The organism is Cryobacterium sp. Sr8 (assembly GCF_004403225.1).
Taxonomy (GTDB): Bacteria; Actinomycetota; Actinomycetes; order Actinomycetales; family Microbacteriaceae; genus Cryobacterium; species Cryobacterium psychrotolerans.
This window is the reverse complement of the sequence record NZ_SOHO01000029.1, coordinates 1-19,598: the sequence shown is the minus strand read 5'-3', so window position 1 is coordinate 19,598 and position 19,598 is coordinate 1. Positions and strand designations below refer to the sequence as shown.

Here is a 19,598-nt window from a genome sequence, read left to right as displayed (position 1 = left end):
GAGCGGGACTCCGCAGGAGCCGAGGCTCCTTGAGCGAAAGCAGGACTCCATGAAGATCACCGCGGAGAACATCAACGCCCTCATGGGCGCCCATGTGCTGGGCCCGGATGGCGACAAGATCGGCACCGTCGGCCAGGTGTTCGAGGACCAGATCAACGGCCGCCCGAGCTGGGTCAGCGTGCGCACGGGCCTGTTCGGACTGTTCGAATCCTTCGTGCCACTCGATGACGCCGACTGGGACGGCACGGACCTGCATGTCCCCTACGACAAGGCGCTCGTCAAGGACGCACCGCAAGTCGATGTGGACAACGACGAGCCCCTCAGCGCCACTGAGGAGCAGGAACTCTACGACCACTACCAACTGGCCTACGCCGAGCCCACGGAAACGGGCATGGGCGCTTCAGGCACGGGCACTTCGGGCACCGGCACTTCGGGCTCCGGCACGACCGGCCCGGCGGCCGACAGCGCCCGGTTCCGCAAGCACGTCCCGTCGGACGCACAGGCGGGAGACGAAGGGGCCGCGTCGAAGGACGCCGGCTGACCCCCTGACGGCTGCGCGAAGCGCGGTCGAACCCGGGAATTGTCCCGATCCCCCCTTTCGCCACGAGAGAGGATGGCATATCGTGGCCGTTCTGCTAGTCAACAAACTTAGAGAAGGGGGCCGATTATGAGCGGCGCTGACAAGATCGAGAACGCGGCCAAAGAAGCAGCCGGCAAGGCTAAGGAGGCGGTCGGAAACGCGACCGGCAACGAATCGCTGGAGGCCGAGGGCAAGACCGACCAGACCGAAGCCAACCTGAAGCAGGCGGGCGAGAACATCAAGGACGCCTTCAAGAAGTAGCCGGGCGATCGGAGCGTTCGAAGCGGATTCCCCGAGGGCAACAGTCGCGTTCGACTCCCGTCGCGCGCGTCTGACCCCCTCCCGGCTGGTCTGTGGGAGACACACGCCCTAGTCTCAGGGAATGGGTGGGATACGGGGCGGTTCGGGCTTGCTGGTCGGCGTGCTGGCCCTCGGAGCGCTCGGTTTCGTCGCCGCCCAGCAACTCGGGCCGCTGACCCCGGCCCTCGAGGGCATCCTGAGCACTCCGCTCGGCGAACCGAACGACGCCGCAGAGCCGGGGGCGGGCGCGGCCGGTGGAGCTCCCGCCTCGTCAGGCGGCGGCATCCCGGCCCGTCCGGGCAATGCCGTGTCGATGACCGTTGAACACGTGCACGACGGTGACACGCTGTTCCTGCGCACGAATCAGCCGAACGCTTTCGTGGCGACGACGGACACCGTCAAGGTGCGGCTCGTCGGGATCGATACGCCCGAAGTGGGCGACCGCGCCGAATGCTTCGGCGACGAGGCCACCCGACAATTGCGAACACTCTTGCCCGACGGCAGTGTGACCTGGATCACCGCCGACAGTGACCCCGTCGACCAATACGGGCGCAGCCTGTTCTATCTGTGGACCGAGGACGGGCGATTCGTGAACTACGAGCTCGTTGCCGCCGGCGCTGCCGAATCGCTCATGATCGAGCCGAACGACGCCTACTACCCTCTGCTGCTTGCGGCCGAGGACGCCGCTGCGGCGGCCGGCGCCGGCATGTGGGGCGCCTGTTGATGCGCCGTTAGCCTCCGTAGCCCTCCGGGTAGAACTGGACGACCTCGTCGGTCCGGCACTCGGCTGGAACAGTCTCATCCGACGTTCCAAACGACCCCCACGGCACGTAGCCTCCCCCGGCGACGACCGTGTCCACGCCGATGGCGATCGGCTGGTCCACGGTGGGCACCACGAGCAGCCAGGAGTCGCCGTCCCGCGTGAGTTGGCTGCCGTGCGGGAGCACCGCGAGGATCATGGTGCCGTCCTGGCCGGTCACGCCGACACAGGTGTTCGCGATGAACTCCAGTTTCGTCTCGAACCGTGCCTGCATGAACACGTTGTAGTCATACGTGAACACCATCCGCGTGTCCTCGACGGTCGGGGTCGGCTCCGGGGCCGGCGAGGCGCAGCCGGCCAGGGCTGTCGACCCCAGGATCGCCACCGCGAGAGACGCGAATCGTCTCCTCCGTGCGCGCGAGAGGGGCAGCTCAACGTGAACGATCATGATCGGCCCCCGTGTCGATTTTTCGACAGCCTAGCCGGGATTCGGTGACGTCCCGGGGACTGCGAAATCAGGGTGAGTGGATCAGTAGCTGGGGGCCGCCGGCAGGCGGAAGAACTCCTCGAGGGTTGTGAAGCCCGTCCGGCGCATCTCGGTGGTCAGGTACGGGCCCACGAAACGGTAATGCCACGGCTCGAAGCTGTAGCCGGTGACCGCCACCTTGTTAGCCGGGTAGCGGAGCAGGAACCCGAAGCGCCAGGCATTCGCCGAGAGCCATTTCCCCTGGTGGGTGTTGGCGAAGCAGGTGCTCAGCGAGCAGTTCGACGGCAGGGCGCTGACGTCGATGGCCCAACCCGTCTGGTGTTCACTCGTGCCGGGGCGTGCAATGATCTTGTCCGTGGCCGCGACGCCGCGGATCCGCACGCTCGCGTTGTACACCGACACCTGAGTGGCGTAGCTGCGGTACGCGCTTTGCGACTGCATTCGGCGTCCGGTCTCTGCCTGGTAGGTCGCGAGCATTTTTGTGGCGGCTTTGGAGGCCCCCACTGCAGCGACGGGCGCCACACGTAGTTGATCGGTACGTATACGAGCGGAGGCACGTAGCTGCGGGGGTTGAGCGGGCGCTTCTTGTTGACGACGACCCAGGGGCTCCTGGGGTCGGTGATCGAGGCCGCGTTGCGGTTGAACACGACGGCGGACGTGACCGCGAACGCTTTGGTGGTCGCTCGGCTCACGAGTGTCTGTTCTGGGGCCGCCTGCGCCTGAGACGGGGAGCCGGTCAGGGCGGCGCCGAGAGTGAGAGATGTGACAACGCCCAGGGCGGCGAGCACGGCCCGGCGGCGTGCGCGAGGGCGTGGGGTGTTGGTCATGTCCTGAGCATGGCAGCACTGGGCGAAATCACGCGGCCGACTCCCCCGGCGCTGCCCGCCCGTCACAGTGCCTTGTCCGTCGTGTCGGCGCTCGACTGAACCGAACGAGAGACGCGCGCGTGATAGACAGTGGGCATGCCCCGCCATGAGACCGCCTTCGCACACGGGTCCGGCCGCTCAGGCAAGGCCTGCGCCCAACCAGGTCGGGAACATCCCGGGTGCCGTGTTCGTCACGTTTCCGGGATATGGCAACGACTCCCCCAGGCCGACCGAGATTGGATGCTGGGTTGACAGCCTCCTGCGGGTGAGCGCCGAGCCGATCCACATCGTGGCGTCTTCCTACGGCGGAATCCCGGCAATCCTTGCTGCCGGCCGATACCCCACGAGGATTCAGTCGCTGGTGTTGCTCGAGCCCGCCGCCTACTCCCTGGCACGCGGCGGAGCCGAGGTCGAGGCCTTCATCGCTCGGATGGCGGCTCCCAATACACCTCGGGCGACTTCCAGAAATGGTGCGCCGCGAATGGCGTCACCCAGTCGATGGGGGCTGTTGGCGTGTGCTGGGACAACGCCGTGGCCGAGTCTTTCTTCTCGCATATGAAGACCGAAATGTACTACCAGCACGACTTTCAGAATCACCTCGCTGCGCGCACCGCGGTGATGGAATACATCGAATCCTGGTACAACCGGCGTCGCCCCCATTCGCACAACGGAGGACTACAACCAGCCGCCGCGCTGGCCGCTCACCACGACCGCCGCCAAAAGGCAGCGGCGTAGAAGAAAAACACATCAGACTGTCTCAAGAACTTGACGGGCGCAGTCACTGAATAGCGCGTACCCGGCGTTGTTGAACGAGGACACGGCGTGGAACACTCCCAGCCAGATCGACCGGCCGACCGGACCGACAGCTTCCGGGCGATCGTGAGACCGATCACGGAGGCGAACGTCATGATCCCGAACCCGCCGACTTGGATCAGCAGGAGGATGACGACCTGGCCGACTGGGCTCCGGTACGTTGCCGTGTCGACGACGGTGGCACGGTCTCGCAGACGGCCAAGGTTGCCGTGAAGATGGCCTCGAGGAAGGTCACCCCGCCGTCGACGGATCGTTTTCGTCCCGCCCTGGCGGGTCATCCGTGATTGCGCGTGTTCACTCTACGCGCGCGCCGGCGCGGACAGACCCCGGGTATCCCCCCAGCGCGCGCGGTGCGCCAGCTCACCCGCGCGGGCCCGACGATGCTCTCAGCCGCCGCCCACGTGGATACCCGGCCTCCGGCTCGGGTCGGACTCGCTCTTGCGCAGGATCTCACGCACGACCGGTGCGGTGTCTCCGATCCCGAGTAGCAGGTAGCGAAGAAGATGTCCCAGCGGATTGCCCTCCGACCATTCGAAGTAGGCGTGCGGCCGCACCCCGGACGCGTCCCGCATCGCGAGCAGGATGGCCGCGATGGCGTTCGGGGCCGCAGGGCTCTCCGCCCGCAACACCCGATAGCCGGCGATCTCGACGCCGCGAACCCGCAGCGTCTCGCTGAAGCCGGACGGATCCACGACATCGACCTCCAGGAACAGGACGTCGGCGGCGCCCGGCACCGGGTTCATCCCTCGCTGTTCGGCCTCCTTCGCCGCATACCCCGCCTCCTCGTCGGCCTGAGGCCGGTTGGCGATGACGTTGAGCGCGCCATCGAAGACGAGGGAATCGCTGATGAACCGGCGGGCAGCCTCGTCGAACTCGACGTGCTCCACCCGCAGCTCGGTCGTGCGTGACACCCGGGACACCAGGGAGACGACGATGATCCCGGCGATGAAGAACGCCGAGATCATGATGCCGTCGGGCTTCTCCAGGATGTTCGCTCCCAGAGCGTACAAGAGCACGACGGTCAGGGCGCTGAAGGCTATGGCGGCTCGTCGTTGCCGACGCCGGGCGGCCGAAATGGTGACGGCCACGGCCCCGGAGACCATCATGGCGAGGATTCCGGTGGCGTAGGCGCCGGCCTGGGCGTTCACGTCGGCGTTGAATCCGATCGTGATCAGGATGCTGATTCCGGTGTAGACGAGCACGACCGGCCGCACAGCACGGCTCCAGTCCGGGGCCATGCCGTACGCCGGGAGGTAGCGCGGAACGATGTTGATCAGGCCAGCCATCGCGGATGCGCCGGCGAACCACAGGATGAGGATGCTGCTGATGTCGTAGGCGGTGCCGAACGTGTTCCCGACGCGCTCATGGGCCAGGTAGGCCAGGGCGCGGCCGCTGGCTTCGCCGCCGTCCTGGAAAGCCGCTGCCGGGATGAGTACCGTCGTGACGAAGCTGCTGGTCAGCAGGTACACGCTCATGATGACGGCGGCCGCGGTCAGGAGCTTTCGCGTATTGCGGATCCGCGACGCCAGTCGCTCCTCACGGGTCTTCCCCCTCGAGGCAACCAGCGGCATCATGCTCACCCCGGTTTCGAAACCCGACAGCCCGAGTACCAGAAGCGGGAACGCGATGAGCGCCGGGCCGATGATGTCGCCGAAGCTGCCGCCGCGGGACATGAGGGCGTCCGTCCAGCCCGCCAGGGCACCAGATTCGGTGAACACGTCGTACAAACCGACGCCGATGACGATCCCGTTGAGGAGCAGGTAGACGGCCACGAGCGGAATCGCGACCCTGACGGCTTCGGTGAAGCCGAGGAGAAAGACTCCGCCCAGCACGAGGAGAAGCACGATCGTGATCGTTACCGCCTGTCCCTCGAAGAACGCGGGGACGTACGGGTTCTCGAGCAGGTGCACCGTGGCATCCGCCGACGACAGCGTGATCGTGATGATCCATGACGTCGCGACGAACCCGAGCAGAACCAGCACAAAGAACTTGCCCCGCCAGAACGGCAGCAGGCGTTCCAGCATGGCCACGGACCCCTGGCCGTGTGGGCTCTCCTTGGCGACCCGATGGTACATCGGCAGCATCCCGAGCAGCGTGAGGGCCACGATCAGCAGCGTCGCCAGGGGCGACAGGGCGCCGGCGGCGAGGAAGGCGATTCCGGGCAGATATGAGAGCGTCGAGAAGTAGTCAACGCCGGTCAGGCACATCACTTTCCACCAGGAGTGCGTCGTCGCGGTGTCTTCGGAGCTCTCTGGCCCGACGGGCTGCACCCTGTGCTGCAGCAGCCACCGCGTAAGGCTGTTCGGCTGCGCTCCGACATGGATGGGCCGAGGAACGCTCTCCGGGATTACCGGCGCATTTGCTGAATCCACTTCGCTCTTCCTCTTGTTGCTCGCGCCGGTCGAACATCGAACGATTGCGCGAATGCGCGAATGCGCGAATGCGACACTCCAGCTTCAATTGTCTGCCCTGCAAAGGCAAGCGCCGCACATTCAGGCTGGGCACGCGGGGGGAATGTCGTTAGGTTTCCGGAACGTCCGTTAGGGAATCGTAAGGCCCGTTTCGTACTCGCTCCGGCTGGGTGTGTGCTCGTGCCGTACCCCGGTACTCGCGCACCGATCGGGTGACGCGTTTCCGGCCTTCGGATGGAGTCTTCTGTGCTGGACATTGCGTACGTGCTCGGCGTGATCGCCGTCTTTGCACTGATCGGATTCGTCGCGTGGGGAGTCGAAGAGCTGTGATCGTCTTGGACCTCTCGTCACCCGGCAGTGGGGCCTCCTGAGGGTTCCAATTGGCGCCCCGACGAGAGCGCAGAGGGAGCTGAGGGCGAAACGGGACGCTCCAGCCTGAAATCGAGACTTCATTTTCCGATGAGTTCTCGGGCGGCTGCGCGTCCGGTGCGCACGGCGCCTTCCATGTAACCGCAGACCCATTGGTCGGAACCCACCACCCAGAAGGGAGGTTCGTGCGTGCCATGAAGGGGACCGACGGCAGTGAGTTCCCCAGGACGCCACGCTGTGATGTAACCCTGCGTCCACGGATCCGCACCCCAGTTGCGCATGAAGACGGCCTCCGGGGCCGTCGCCCGCGGCCCGTAGGCTGATCCCAGTTCCGCCGTCAAAGCCTTCTCACGGAGCATTGGCGGCGTGGAAAAGTAGGGCCCCAGTTTGCCAACGGGTACGAGTGCAGAGAGAATGCCCGTGTTCTGCACCCACGTCCCGCCGAGGATGGTGTGTTCAAAGTAGCCGGTGCCGTTCTGGTTGTTCTCCTCCCAGAAGGAGGAATCGTAGACGGTCACGAACTTCGCGGTCGGGGCGTGTTGTTGGCGGTGTAGCGATGCGAGGCGCTCGGCGCTGAGACCGGTTATGCGAACGTCCCGAAGCGGCCCTGCCGGCAAGGAGCAGACGACGTCGGACGCGGTGAAGCGCTCACCGGTGTGGAGGGTCACGGAGACACCGTTCGTGGTGATGTCGATGGCGGCCACGGGGCTGGAATAGCGAATGCGGTGCGCGAGTTGCTCGGCCATGAGAAGTGCGACGGTAGCGGAGCCCTCGACGACCTTCAAGCTCTCCCACGCGTCGTAGTTGTAGAACCCGAGGGCACCCGCCGCCGACTCCTTGCGGAGGTCGCCGAGCAGCGACCGCCGCTCGACGGAGTCGTCCGCCAAGGCCATCGCACGAACTTCCATGGCGCGTACGATATTGGCGGTGGCGCCTTCAGAGCGCAACCAGTCACCGACTGACAGGCGGTCCAGAGCCACAGCGTCGGGATGCCCCCAGGGATTGTCCGGATCCACGGTCGCCGCCAACTCTGCGAACTGCCGCTCGATTCGGTCGTGCTTCCGCTGGTCCGAGGCCGATAGCCATGGCACCGCGTTGCCCACGGACAGGCCGTCGTTCATCAGCCAGGTCGACTCGCCCGGGATATCGGTGAAGCTCGGACCGAGGTGCAGGCCCAGCTCATCGACGAGCCCACGATACGCCGTGTGGAAGTCGCCCACGACCTCTCCGCCAAGTTGAACGAGGCGGCCATCGGCAGTCCTGGTCTGCTCGACCCGCCCGCCGGGCCGGGCGCGAGCCTCCAACACAACGACATCCGACCCGGCATTCATCAGGTCCCGAGCAGCGCTCAGCCCAGCGAGGCCGGCTCCAACTACAACCACATCGTGCGGACTCATTCTGCCTCTTCGGTCTGCGGGAACGCCAGCACGAACTCCACGAATCGCTATCTGGGCTGCTGCGGAGATTTCGGACGGCGGAATAAGTGTCTTCTTCAAGCGGTCAGGGCTGGCTGTTGATAACCATAGTGGTCTCCATTGGGCCTGCGGTAGCCCGGGGCTGAGTGCCGGCGCCCGCTGTTGTAGAAGCCATCGACGTAGAGGATGACGTCGCTGCGGGCTTGGGCTTTCGTCGCGCGTGAGGACGGACAGCCCGGATGCCCGAGCCACGGAAGCGCATCCCGCTAGCCGTTCGTCATTCTCGCAAATGACGGCGCGACTTCGGACCATCGAATCGAGCGCGTGGACCTCGGGGAACCCGGGCAATGCCCATGATGGGGTTGCTCATGTCGCGGCTTCCGGCGATCCCGCCAACGGCGCGTGCAGTCATGATTGCTGCCTGGAGCTGGGCGTCGTCAATTCGCGGGAGTTCCTCAAGGGCCAGACCGTCGCGTCCCTCGATTGCGCACACCGTCACCTCAGCGAGTCCCGCCTCCTCAAGTTGTGGCTGCCGCTCCGCCCCTGCGAAAATGCGGCCCAGGGAACCGTCCTCCGGCTGGCGGTGTGCCGTGCTCCAGAAGCGCGATCCAATCCGCGGGCAGGGATGGGCCGCCTCCTCACCGAGGGACAACGAGGCGTGTGCAATGAATCGAGGGATGGCGGCGACGAAGACCCCACCGCCGCTGCGGACGACCCCCTGGGCTTCGCGGACCGCCACCAGGCGGCTCTCTCGGTCTGCGAGATCATACAGCGGACCGAACATCAATGCGGCGTCGACTGAGTCATCACCGAACTTCAAATCACGTGCGTCGCCGATCTCGGCGCGGAAGGACCCTTGCGCGCGGGCGCGGGCGCGGGCGCGGGCAGCCTTGCTCCGGCAGCGGGTCGATCATGACCACCGCATGGCCGAGTTCAGTGGGCCTCGCCGCGTGCACCCCGGTGGCCCGCCTATGTCGAGGATGTGAGCCAGGTTCGATTCGCGACGCCACGAGTTCCTGCACGCGCTCGAACTCAAGCCGGCCCTGGCCGGACCGAGCGGTCAACCGCTCTGCCTACACGAACTCGCGTGTGTAGTAGCAGGCATGCACACGACGAGCTTTACCCCGGCCGAGAGACGAACCGCTGACCTTTGCCATCACTTCGCGCGGGCGGCCGGCGACGAGGCCCCGCTCGATCGGTTTCGGCGTCAGCCCCGGCGCATACCGGTCAGCAGCCTGCGGGCCCCTCCACTCGCGTTCGTGCTCGCGTCGCCCCATGACCGGAATGTCTTGACGACAGTTGTCTCCCTGATTTCAAGTTCGATGCGTTCGGTCATGGAGGGAAACAACTGCGTTCGGCTTGCGTCGCATACACGGTGGAGTGCCGAATCACCGCAACGGGCCGCAGAATGCTCCGCTGGCATTGGACACTCGATCGAGCGGCCTACGCTCCGGGCCAACGCCAATCCAGCCCTCGCGGGGTTTCGTTCTTGCCGTCAGTGGCCGATGTATTTCCAAACACTCGATGCAATCTTTGAGGGTTTCCCCGAGCGCGCCTCGTTGCGATCCGACTGCGCGAAAGCCTGCGTGACGGCATTGACCCCGAGCCACCGCAATGGCTCCGGTTCCCATCGTGGCGAATGACGTTGAACCCAGGGAAGTTGACGAAGTTCCGACTCAGTGTTAAGAATTTCCGCGGCAAGTGTCCTGCCCGCGACGAATGCCGTCGATACGCCGTCGCCGACGTACCCTCCGGCCTGTCCGAAACCGGTAGCGCGATCGAATGTCACCGAGGGATACCAGTCACGCGGGATTCCCAGATTCCCTCCCCACTCGTGGGTGAATTGAACATCCGCGAGGGGTGGGAAAAGGTTCCTAAGAATGTGACGAAGCATCGCGTGAACATCCGGCTCGCTGTCGAAAGACGCACGGACGCGCGACGCATAATGGTAAGGCGCGCCGCGACCGCCGAACGCTAGACGGCCGTCGGCCGTGCGTTGACCGTAAATCCGCAGGTGCCGCTTGTCGGAGAAGGTTTCGCGTTCGGCCAGACCAATTTTTTCCCAGATGTCCTTGGGAAGCGGTTCGGTGGCGACCATGAGTGAGTACATGGGGACGATATCCCGGTGGAATTGTGGAAACTCCGCCGTGAACCCTTCGGTCGCGCGAATGATGTAGTCGGCCGTGACGGTTCCCCCCGTCGTTTCCAACTTTCGAGTACCAATCGCCGTCACGCGCGAACGCTCGTAAATCGAAACGCCGAGCTTCTCGACGACCCGAGCCAGTCCTGACGCCAGTTTTGCAGGTTGGATGGCTGCACAATTCGGGGTGTAGGTGCCGCCCATCACCTCAGTGGCGTTGCTCCGCGCCGACGCTTCCTTTGCGGACAGAAGGCTCATGTGCTCATCACCGAAGCCCCAGGACCTCCACCCTTGGACCTCGTTCTGGGAACGAACCAATTGAGCCTCGTTTCGTGCAAGCGAGACGTAGCCGCCTTGCTTCCAGTCACAGTCGATCCTTTCCTGGGCGAGAATTGTGCCCATTTCTGTGATCGATTCGTTCATCGCCCGCTGAAGTCGGATAGCCGCATCGCGCGAACTGAGGCTCGCTATCTTCTTCATCGATGCCGGGAACAGGGCCGAACACCATCCACCGTTTCGCCCTGACGCTCCGTAACCGACCGTTTCGGCCTCAAAGATCGCAATGGACAGATTCGGCTGCTGTTGCTTGAGGAAATAGGCAGTCCACAAACCCGTATAGCCGGCACCGATGATAGCGACATCGACATCCAGATCGCCTCCCAATGGCTCGGAGCCGAACGGTACGAGGCTGGAATCTGCATGCCAGAGGGACAAGGGGCTGTGGGTCGCGGAGTTGATCACGGTTCTCAGTGTGGATGTGAGGCGATTGTCTGTAAACGTGACGTTGATACAAGAGTTGACACATATTCGTACTTTTTTACAGTTCAGATTGTGGACGGCTTTGCTCACACTTGTCCACGAAGCCAAACGCAATACGTGAATGAACTTCGGGACTCGACAAACGAGATCCAATCCCCGACAACGAAGTCAAATGGAGAAGCAATCATGACCACAACGCGATCCGATTCGACCTTGATTGGTCAGATTGAAGTGCGCTCGATTGATTACGTGCCCGCGCACGAACGCAAGGGCAAACTCACGGACCAGGCAACGATTTGGTTTGCCGGCAGTGCACATCTCTTGAGCATGGCAACCGGTGCGCTCGGAATTGTTATGGGACTCAACTTGGGGTGGACGCTCATTGCGCTCGTCGTCGGCACCGTCGTCGGCACCGCGCCGGTAGCCTCACACGCCACCCAAGGCCCGCACCTTGGCTTGCCCCAAATGATTCAAAGTCGACCGCAGTTCGGCCGCTACGGAGCCCTCGCCATTTGGCTGATGGCCATCGTCGTTTACTGGGGTTACATCGTATTCGGAGGCAACCTCCTCGGTGCCACCGCCGAAGAGCTTGGCGGCGGAAGCGCCCCGACGTGGGCGATCATTACGGGACTCGTCGCTGTTGCTCTCGCGATTTTTGGATATCACTGGCTCCACGTAGCTCAACGGTATATTTCGGTTGCGCTCATCATCGCGCTGGTGATTTACATCCTCGGGTTGTTCGCTAACGGTGCCATCCCGGCAAGCTCATGGGATCTCAGCTCGGCAACGTTCAAGCCTGCCGCGTTCTTCACTGCAGTCTCCGCCGCGGCCGCGTACCAGTTGTCGTGGGCGTTCTTCGTCTCCGACTACTCGCGGTACATGCCTGCCAGCACCCACAAGGCCAAGATCATGACCTGGACGTCACTTGGATTGTTCTTCGGGGTCTTCTCGTTCGAGGCGGTCGGCGCAATCTGCATGGCGCTGCTCCCGGATGAGTACTTCATCACGAGCCTCTCGCAAACGGGCGACTCGGTCTTTGCAGGGCTCGGACCAATAATGCTCGTCCTGGGTGGGCTCGGACTTCTCGGCCTCATGGCGATGTGCGTGTATGGCGGATCACTCACCATCATCACGGCCATTGACAGCGTCCGATCGGTGGTACCAACGCGCCGAATCCGCATCGTGACCATTCTCATGGTCGGACTGACGGCGACCGTTGCCGGCGCGTACATGCCCGCCGACTTTCTCAACACGAGCTTCGCGACCATCCTCGTCGTGCTGTCGTACCTGATGGCGCCGTGGACCGCCATTAACCTGACGGACTTTTTTCTGGTGCGTCGTGGTCACTACTCGATTCGCGAGATGTTCTCGCGCACCGGTATTTACAGCAACTGGAACTGGCGCGGAATAGCCGCCTACGTCCTGACATTCGTCATCATGATTCCGTTCATGTATCTGTCCTTCTACCAGGGGCCAATTGCACTCGCACTCGGTGGCGTTGACGTCGCCTTCTTCGTGGGAATCCCGATTGGTGGTCTCATCTACTGGATTCTCTGCCGAGGTATGGATCTTGATGCTGAGCGGAAAATCATCGAATCCGCTGACCGCGAGCTCGATTCCTTCGCCGCTCCCATCGAATAGTTCAAAGGAAAAGACCACGATGAACACAACCCTTCACCGCGGCTCAAGGGTCGCGCACGACACCATGGCAGCGCTCAGCAATTCGTACTTCGGCAAGAACGGACTTGCCAAAGCTGGTGACGAGAAATTCGCCGACGTACTCAACCCGAGCACTGCGGAGGTCATCGGGTCGATATCGGACCTTACGGAGAAGCAGGTCGATGACGTCGTGCGCGACGCGAATGCGGCTCAACGTGAGTGGTACGCGCTCAGTGCCCTCGATAGAGCGGAGTTGATTCACGAAGCAGGTCGACGCGTTCGAGAGGACCAGCGCCTCATCGCCGAAATTCTTTCGACGGAAACGGGAAAGCCGTTCAAGGAGAGTTACGACGAAGTGAGTTGGGCCATCACCGCCATGGACTACTTCGCCGAGGTTGGCCGACACGCCATCGGCACGGTTCAGGGCCCGGCGACAGCCGGGCAATTGCATTACACGATCAAGGAACCGATGGGCACCGCAGTAATCATCCTGCCCGCAAATTACCCCATCGTCTTATCCATGTGGACGGGAGCGGCGGCGCTTGCGGCGGGTAATGCGATCATCATCAAACCGTCCGAGTGGGCAACGCTGACAACGCTGGCATTTGTGCGGGCGTTCGAGGTCCTGCCTGCGGGGCTCGTGCAGTGTGTTCCGGGAACGGCCCGCACCTCATCGCAACTGGTCAGCCACGCCGACACGCATCAGGTCTCGTTCACGGGAAGCGTACCGACTGGTCGGATTGTGGCGAAGGCGTGTGCCGATACCTTCAAGCCGTTCATCATTGAGGCGTCGGGAAGCGACCCGTTCATCGTCATGCCGTCCGCGAACCTTGATGTTGCGGCACGCGGTGCGGCTTTTGCCGCCTTTATCAATGGGGGGCAGGTCTGCACGTCGACCGAAAAGCTTATCGTGCACACGGACGTTTATGACGAGTTCATGGGTAAGTTCCGAAAGCACATCGCTGCTCTTCGCGTCGGGCACCCGCTTGACAAAGTCGACGTCGGTCCGATGGAGAACGCTCGAGAACTCGCGCGAGTGACGAGGATTCTCGAGCGCGCCATCGAACAGGGTGCACAGGTAACTCTCGGGGGTAGGCGCCCAGCGATTGCGGATGAGTCACTGGCCAGCGGATTCTTCCTGGAACCGACGATTCTTGAGGGGATGACGCGGGACATGGACATATACATGCAGGAAATATTCGGCCCCGTCGTCGCTGTCTATCGAGTCTCGAGTTTCGATGACGCACTGGACCTGGCGAACGGATCGCCGTTCGGGCTTGGGGCCAATCTTTACTCGGCAGACATCGTTGAGATCGACCGAGCCAATCAGGAGCTCATCGCGGGAATGGTTTGGATCAACGCCCCGCTTCTCGATAACGACGCGGGACCGTTCGGCGGGCGAAAAATGTCGGGAATCGGGCGTCAACTCGGTGCGGAAGGGTTAGACACTTTCCGTCACGCGAAGTTCATCATTGTCGACGCGAAGCAGTCCGAACAGAACTTCTGGTGGTTCCCCTACGACGATTCCGAAGCGTTCTAAGTCAATGCGGCTTTCGCGTCTTAGTTCAGCCACGGTGCATTCAACCTCCGTGGGAACACATCTAGCGGTCAACGTCGTCTGCTAAACCGCTGTAGGAAGGCCAGCCTTGGTAGGCAATCCAGAAAGCCGACAGATCAGCCGAACTCGAGACGTCTCGTCCCGTGATCTCCTTGATCTTCATGAGTCTGTACGAAAGGGTTTGCCGATGGATATTAAGTTCCTGAGCCGTATCGATCCATCGTCGGTCATTGCGGATGAAGCAGAACAGGGTCTCTCTCAGGGCTGCAGACTTCAGATCGTCTCGAGCCAGGTCTCCGAGCACCTGGGCGACGATTTCCGATGCTTCTTTTCGTGAACGTGTCAGTAGAGAGATCGAGACACCCTCAAAGTCATTCCACATCTGATTCGTTCCACGGGCGGATGCCAATGTTTTAGCTGCTTGGATCGCGGCAAACTGTGTGTCGCGATAATCGGTGAAGGTTGAGGAAGCAGCAGCCTGTATTGAGAGCTTTGCTAAGAGCGCTTGCACAGGCTCGAGTGAGCTCAGCGGTACAAATATGAGCATGGCGCCTCGGTGCAGCGTAGCCAAGGCGGGAAGTTCCGCCATACCGATAGACCGTCCAACCCGTTCCTCTTCGTGGCCCGAGACGGCGACAAGTTGGAAGCCGTCGGAAAACGTTGAGTGCCCGAGGATGTCATCCAGCCCCGGCGGGAGATGACTATTGAGAAGTTCCTGCAGTGCCAGACTGCTTCTTTCTACGCGTCGTCTGACGGAACGAAGAACTCTGCTGACCGCAATGTCCACCACCTGCAGCAGGTGCACTTGAATGAAGCTGTCAAGCTCCTCGCCTGGGAATTCAGTGACCCTGAGGGCTATTCCTCGGTCTGTGGGCAGGGCGAACGATCGTACCGGTGAGTCCTCGTGGGCATCAAGATTTCGTAGCTCGCCTCCATCAACAATCACAATCCCCGTGCTGTTGTCCACGACGCTCAGTGCAACTCCGAGCAATCCTTGCAGATCACGAAGAAGGGTGCGGGGATCAGATTCAGCGAACGTGGCGAGATGGTACAACTTGCTGAGCTTCAAGACTTGAAAGGTCTGCTCGGTGGTTGTGGCGGCAGCAACCGTGCGCCCGATGGAAGCGAACGGAGTATCCCGCCCCGTTTCAAGGAGGGGAAACCCTCGCTTGTTTGCCTCATCAATCATGTCCGGGCTGATCGCGGGTGCAATGTCGTTAAGGCCGATTGCGATTCCTGCCAGGCCGGCGTCATCCAGAGCAGAGACGAATTCCCTCTGACGCGCAGGGTCTTCGGGGACGCACAGGCCGACGGTCATGAGGAGTTCGTCAGGACCGAGCCAACGCCAGGGATCGTCCATCTCGCAACTGTGGGCCCATAAGACCTTGCGGGAGAGCCCGGCTGCACCGCCGAGTACGCGGGTGTCCAGACTGGCTGTCGTCGTTAGATCGCCGACTGTAAGTACTGAGCGTTTCATGCGCCGGAGGACTACCAGGCAGCAGGGCGTGGGGAATCAGACATCCCCCAATCATGGCATCCTGAGTCGGCCCACACGATCTGGCATCCCCACCCCACAACGGGGCTTACGCACTATGCTTCGACGTGGATCGCCCTCCCTGATCAAACGGTGTTCTGATGTAGGGCGGATGGGACTTGAACCCATGACCGACGGATTATGAGTCCGCTGCTCTAACCAGCTGAGCTACCGCCCCGCGCCGTGACTACTCCGGAGAGCTGGCCGTGGCTTCGTCGTTGACCGGATCGATCACCGGTTCCCCACGATACAGGCATTCAAATGTGTTCAAGGTGCGGTTGATGTCGTGCGCGCCGATGAGCCTGATCGACTCGCGCTTGAGGGCTTCGAGTTCCAGCGGCGGCGCGGTGAGCACCTTCGTGAGCTTGTCGGCGAGGTCCCGAGCATTGCCCGGCCGGAAGAGGTAACCGTTCTCGTTGTCGTGGATCAGGTGCGGAAGTGCCATGGCATCCGCTCCGACGACCGGCAAGCCGGAGGCCATGGCCTCCATCGTCGCAATGCTCTGCAGTTCCGCGATCGAGGGCATGGCGAAGACGGTGGCGCGCGAGTATGCCTCGCGCAGCTCCTCGTCCGTGACGTAGCCGGCGAAGATGACGCGGTCGCTGATGCCGAGGGTGTCGGCCAGGTGCTCCAGGTTGCGTTTCTGGTCGCCGCCGCCCACGATTTCGAGTGTCACCTTGAGCTCGGGTGCGAGCAAGGCGATCGCCTGCAGGAGAACATCAATCTGCTTCTCGCCAGTCACCCGACCAACGAACAGGATGCGGTTCTCCGTGCGCGGGCCGAAGCTCGGCGAGTAGTTGTCGGCGTTGATTCCGCAGGAGATGGCGTGCACGCCGACGAGTCCCGTGTATTTCTCGAGGAACTGGGCGGCCCGACGGGTCGGCGTCGTGACGGCCTCGGCACGGCTGAAGGTGCGTCGTGCTGCCCGCCACAACGCCGTGATGACCCGGTCCTGGAATCCCTTCGGGACGAGCGAGAACTGCAGCAGGTTTTCCGGCATGAGATGGTTCGTGCCTACGATACGGATGCCGCGCTTCGCCGCCTCGATCGCCACGCCACGCCCGACATTGATGGCCGACTGGAAGTGCACGACATCCGGCTGGAAGGTGTCCAGGATGTGTCGGCTGTGACGACGCACGATCCACGGCAGGGCGAAGCGCAGCCAGTCGTGCGGCCTCCAGCGCCAGCTCTGCAGGCGGTGCACCATCATGGGCTGGCCCTCATGGACTTCAATCCAGCTGCCGTGCTTGCGCGTGGGGGCGGGCGCCATGACGTGAACGTCGTGGCCGCGGGAGACCAGGCCTGCCGCCAGGCGCTCTGCGAACTTGGCGGCGCCGTTGACGTCAGGGGCGAACGTGTCGGCCGCGATCAGTACACGGATGCGATCCTTCGCCATCCCTGCCCCTTTTTGTGACAAGTCGATCGGCAGGTCCGTCGAATCTGACAAGTGGCGTGGTCCCAACGTAGATGTGCCGGGGAGAATCATCCGGCAGAGAAGTTTCGGTTTCGGCGACGCGCGCCGTGGAGGTCTGCTTGCACCCTATTCTAAACCGACGCCGCTTCGGCGAGCCTGAGTTACAGCGCGCCACGCTAGTGCAGGGCCAATCCCCCGCCTCCCGGAACTGTCAGGGGCGAGTCTGCGGGTGGTGCTTCGACAGCAGGAAGACGCCCCAGATCGCGATGACGCCCGCCACGAGAAAGGCGGCCGCCGCCCATGGCGGAGCCTGCGAGGCTTCCCCGAGGACGACGATGCCGATGCCCACGGCGACGAGGGGATCGACAACGGTCAGCCCGGCGATCACCAGGTCCGGAGGACCCGATGCGTAGGCGTTCTGCACGAAGTAGGCGCCGAGTGCGGCCGCCAGGAGCAGCCCCGCGACGCAAATCAACGTGAGCCATTCGACGTTGCCGTACTGGGTGCGGTTGATGACGACCTTGGCCAGCGTCGCCACGAAGCCGTAGAGGACGCCGGCGCCGATGATGTAGAAGATCGCCTGGAACCGTGTCCGGAGGAAAGCGAAGGCGAGCCCGAAGGCGACGAGCACGCCGCCGAGCACGGTCAGGATCGTGAGCAGGTTGGCGTCGGTGACCGGCTTGTCGACGGCGGTGAATGCGGCGACCGTGACGAAGAGGCCCACCCCGCCGACGCACATGGAGATGGCGATCACCGATGCACGGTTGAGGCTCACCTTGCTGATGCGCGCATTGAGGATGGCCGTGATCACCAGGGCGACGGCGCCGAGCGGCTGCACCACGATGATCGGTGCGAAGAACAGGCTCGTGAGCTGGAAGACGATGGCCAGTCCCAGCATGACGGTTCCGAGCACCCACGACGGCCGGGCGAGCAGGAGCATGAGCTGTCGGGGGTTGAGCCCGCCGGTCACGGCAACCGTGTTCGCTTCGACCTTGGTGACACCCCGGTGCTGGAATTGGGCGCCGAGCGACAGGAAGACGGCGCCGATCAAGGCGATCGGGATTCCGATCGCCTGGCGCGGGTCAATCGCGATGTCGACCGGTAAGGAGATCAGGTCGAGGGTCACTCAATGACCCTATCCAGATCCATCCCGATATCCTTGCTGAATGGCCGTTCGACCGATAGTTATTTCAGGGGACCCTGTCCTGCACTTCCCAGCGAATCCCGTAGTCGTTTTCGACGATGATTTGCGCTCGCTCGTGCAGGACATGTTCGAAACGATGGATGCCGCACCCGGCGTGGGCCTCGCCGGCCCTCAGGTCGGCGTGCCCCTCCGACTCTTCACTTTCAGCTACGTCGATGACGACGAGCGCGCGTGGCGCGGCGTGGCCATCAACCCCGAGTTGTGGATCACTCCCGTGCCGGCCGGGTACGCCGACGAGGATGACGACGTCGAGGGCTGCCTGTCGTATCCGGGCGAGCGGTTTCCGCTGCTGCGCGCCCAGTCCGCCATCCTCCGTGCCGTGGATGTTGACCAGAAGCCCTTCGAGATCCGTGCGGACGGCTGGCTGGCGCGGATCTTCCAGCACGAGTACGATCATCTCGAAGGCACGCTCTACGTGGATCGACTCGAGCACGTCTATGGCAAGATCGCGGCGAAGGTCACTCGTAAGCGGGGCTGGGGCGTGCCCGGGCTCAGCTGGATGCCCGGGATCGACAACCTCGAAGATTGAACCCGCGCGCTGACAGGTAAGGCGAGCCGGTTACGGTGCTGTTTTACGCGTTCCCGGCGTTGGTCGCTGACGCGATCCCCTGCGCCGGTCCCTGACGCTGTTCCTCGCGTTGGTCCCTGGCCAGTCCGTCGCCTTCGACCACGATGTCGGCCGCATCGACATTCGCCAGCGTGGCGTCGACCGTGATCTCCCCGCTCGCACCCGACGGGCAGTGGGCGGTCAGGGTGTATTCGCCCGCGGGCAAGGTCCACGCGTAGGTGCCGTCCTGCCCACTCAGCAGGGCGATTTCGGGGACCGGTCCGCCGCTGATCACGCCCACGACGATGGCGCACCCCTCCCGCGGCCGGTCGTCGGTGCCACGAACCGTGCCGCTGATCGTGTGCTGCGCGGCCGTGCAGGCTGTGCCCGCGCCGAGGACTGCCACGGCCAGGAGGACGGCAATCGTCGCGGGCCGCGGGGCACGGCGGGTGGTGTGCGCGCGCCGAGAACTCACGCCTGCGCTCAGCGTCATGATGTCCACGTCATGATGTCCACGGTCGCCCCCTCTCCACGTCAGCGTGGAAGGGAACCGGGCCGTTGTCAATGCCGGGCCGCGGGCCGCAGCCGATGATGTCTGCGGGCGGAACGCCTTGTCCACACTCTCGTCCTCGCTCTCGTCCTCGCTCTTGTCCTCCACAGGGCGGGTCCGGGCGAGGTTGTCGCGACACGGTCGAACATAACTGCGGATGCCGGTGGGTGCTGAGAGAATCTCAGTATGTCAAGCATCGAAGCTGTATTCAGCTCCCTCACCGGCTCCCTCG

Annotated in this window: 17 protein-coding genes, 1 tRNA gene and 2 pseudogenes; 8 read left to right on the top strand and 12 right to left on the bottom strand. The window is 63.3% G+C overall.

From position 1 onward, the window contains the following. The first annotated feature begins 49 nt into the window (after positions 1–49). The 3 genes from E3T54_RS04670 (at position 50) to E3T54_RS04660 (ending at position 1,604) form a co-directional block, all read left to right on the top strand. Positions 50–541 (top strand): hypothetical protein, encoded by a 492-nt coding sequence (locus tag E3T54_RS04670; RefSeq protein WP_134474767.1) that lies wholly within the window; start codon positions 50–52, stop codon positions 539–541. 126 nt (positions 542–667) lie between these two features. Further along, complete coding sequence (locus E3T54_RS04665; protein WP_092321765.1) at positions 668–841, top strand: CsbD family protein; 174 nt, start codon at positions 668–670, stop codon at positions 839–841. A 121-nt stretch (positions 842–962) separates the two neighbouring features. Further along, positions 963–1,604, top strand: coding sequence for a thermonuclease family protein (locus E3T54_RS04660; RefSeq protein ID WP_134474766.1), 642 nt, complete (start codon positions 963–965; stop codon positions 1,602–1,604). A 7-nt stretch (positions 1,605–1,611) separates the two neighbouring features. Here the strand turns inward: E3T54_RS04660 and E3T54_RS04655 are convergent, their stop codons facing one another. Then, positions 1,612–2,088: a hypothetical protein gene (locus tag E3T54_RS04655; protein WP_134474765.1), complete on the bottom strand. Its 477-nt coding sequence runs from the start codon at positions 2,086–2,088 to the stop codon at positions 1,612–1,614. An 81-nt stretch (positions 2,089–2,169) separates the two neighbouring features. Then, the gene (locus tag E3T54_RS04650; RefSeq protein ID WP_255452822.1) at positions 2,170–2,631 is read right to left on the bottom strand and encodes a D-alanyl-D-alanine carboxypeptidase family protein; all 462 of its coding nucleotides are present in this window, start codon (positions 2,629–2,631) and stop codon (positions 2,170–2,172) included. A 788-nt stretch (positions 2,632–3,419) separates the two neighbouring features. On the opposite strand from E3T54_RS04650, the pseudogene E3T54_RS16655 reads away from it, so the two are divergent. Both E3T54_RS16655 and E3T54_RS17660 read left to right on the top strand, forming a co-directional pair. Further along, positions 3,420–3,728 (top strand): annotated as a pseudogene (locus E3T54_RS16655) (integrase core domain-containing protein); the annotation flags it as partial. Positions 3,729–3,919: 191 nt separating this feature from the next. Continuing rightward, positions 3,920–4,090, top strand: a complete 171-nt coding sequence (locus tag E3T54_RS17660; RefSeq protein ID WP_166784412.1) for a hypothetical protein — start codon at positions 3,920–3,922, stop codon at positions 4,088–4,090. Between the two features lie 102 nt (positions 4,091–4,192). Here the strand turns inward: E3T54_RS17660 and E3T54_RS04640 are convergent, their stop codons facing one another. The 5 genes and pseudogenes from E3T54_RS04640 to E3T54_RS04625 form a co-directional block, all read right to left on the bottom strand. Next, complete coding sequence (locus E3T54_RS04640; protein ID WP_198414429.1) at positions 4,193–6,178, bottom strand: APC family permease; 1,986 nt, start codon at positions 6,176–6,178, stop codon at positions 4,193–4,195. Between the two features lie 488 nt (positions 6,179–6,666). Continuing rightward, positions 6,667–7,983 carry an FAD-dependent oxidoreductase gene (locus tag E3T54_RS04635; protein WP_134474762.1) on the bottom strand — a complete coding sequence of 439 codons (1,317 nt, stop codon included), beginning with the start codon at positions 7,981–7,983 and terminating at the stop codon, positions 6,667–6,669. A gap of 95 nt (positions 7,984–8,078) precedes the next feature. Beyond that, positions 8,079–8,219, bottom strand: a pseudogene (locus tag E3T54_RS17225) (IS3 family transposase); the annotation flags it as partial. 59 nt (positions 8,220–8,278) lie between these two features. Continuing rightward, a complete protein-coding gene (locus tag E3T54_RS17655; RefSeq protein ID WP_370254910.1) occupies positions 8,279–8,839 on the bottom strand; it encodes a hypothetical protein in 561 nt (186 codons plus the stop codon). A gap of 657 nt (positions 8,840–9,496) precedes the next feature. After that, positions 9,497–10,882 carry an FAD-binding oxidoreductase gene (locus E3T54_RS04625; protein ID WP_134474761.1) on the bottom strand — a complete coding sequence of 462 codons (1,386 nt, stop codon included), beginning with the start codon at positions 10,880–10,882 and terminating at the stop codon, positions 9,497–9,499. A gap of 204 nt (positions 10,883–11,086) precedes the next feature. Here E3T54_RS04625 and E3T54_RS04620 point away from each other — a divergent pair, with 204 nt between their 5' ends. Beyond that, a complete protein-coding gene (locus E3T54_RS04620; RefSeq protein ID WP_134474760.1) occupies positions 11,087–12,541 on the top strand; it encodes a cytosine permease in 1,455 nt (484 codons plus the stop codon). A 19-nt stretch (positions 12,542–12,560) separates the two neighbouring features. Then, positions 12,561–14,099 (top strand): aldehyde dehydrogenase, encoded by a 1,539-nt coding sequence (locus E3T54_RS04615; RefSeq protein ID WP_166804823.1) that lies wholly within the window; start codon positions 12,561–12,563, stop codon positions 14,097–14,099. A gap of 61 nt (positions 14,100–14,160) precedes the next feature. Here the strand turns inward: E3T54_RS04615 and E3T54_RS04610 are convergent, their stop codons facing one another. The 4 genes from E3T54_RS04610 to E3T54_RS04595 all read right to left on the bottom strand — a co-directional run bounded on the left by E3T54_RS04610 (position 14,161) and on the right by E3T54_RS04595 (position 18,191). Beyond that, positions 14,161–15,594: a PucR family transcriptional regulator gene (locus E3T54_RS04610; RefSeq protein ID WP_092321750.1), complete on the bottom strand. Its 1,434-nt coding sequence runs from the start codon at positions 15,592–15,594 to the stop codon at positions 14,161–14,163. Between the two features lie 161 nt (positions 15,595–15,755). After that, positions 15,756–15,829: transfer RNA gene (locus tag E3T54_RS04605), tRNA-Ile, on the bottom strand. Between the two features lie 9 nt (positions 15,830–15,838). After that, positions 15,839–17,047 carry a glycosyltransferase gene (locus E3T54_RS04600; RefSeq protein WP_174844388.1) on the bottom strand — a complete coding sequence of 403 codons (1,209 nt, stop codon included), beginning with the start codon at positions 17,045–17,047 and terminating at the stop codon, positions 15,839–15,841. 229 nt (positions 17,048–17,276) lie between these two features. Next, positions 17,277–18,191 (bottom strand): DMT family transporter, encoded by a 915-nt coding sequence (locus E3T54_RS04595; protein ID WP_134474757.1) that lies wholly within the window; start codon positions 18,189–18,191, stop codon positions 17,277–17,279. A 40-nt stretch (positions 18,192–18,231) separates the two neighbouring features. On the opposite strand from E3T54_RS04595, the gene def reads away from it, so the two are divergent. After that, positions 18,232–18,798 (top strand): peptide deformylase, encoded by a 567-nt coding sequence (gene def / locus E3T54_RS04590; RefSeq protein WP_092321747.1) that lies wholly within the window; start codon positions 18,232–18,234, stop codon positions 18,796–18,798. Positions 18,799–18,841: 43 nt separating this feature from the next. Here def and E3T54_RS04585 read toward each other — a convergent pair whose 3' ends face one another. After that, positions 18,842–19,309 (bottom strand): carboxypeptidase regulatory-like domain-containing protein, encoded by a 468-nt coding sequence (locus tag E3T54_RS04585; protein WP_134474756.1) that lies wholly within the window; start codon positions 19,307–19,309, stop codon positions 18,842–18,844. Positions 19,310–19,598: the final 289 nt, after the last annotated feature.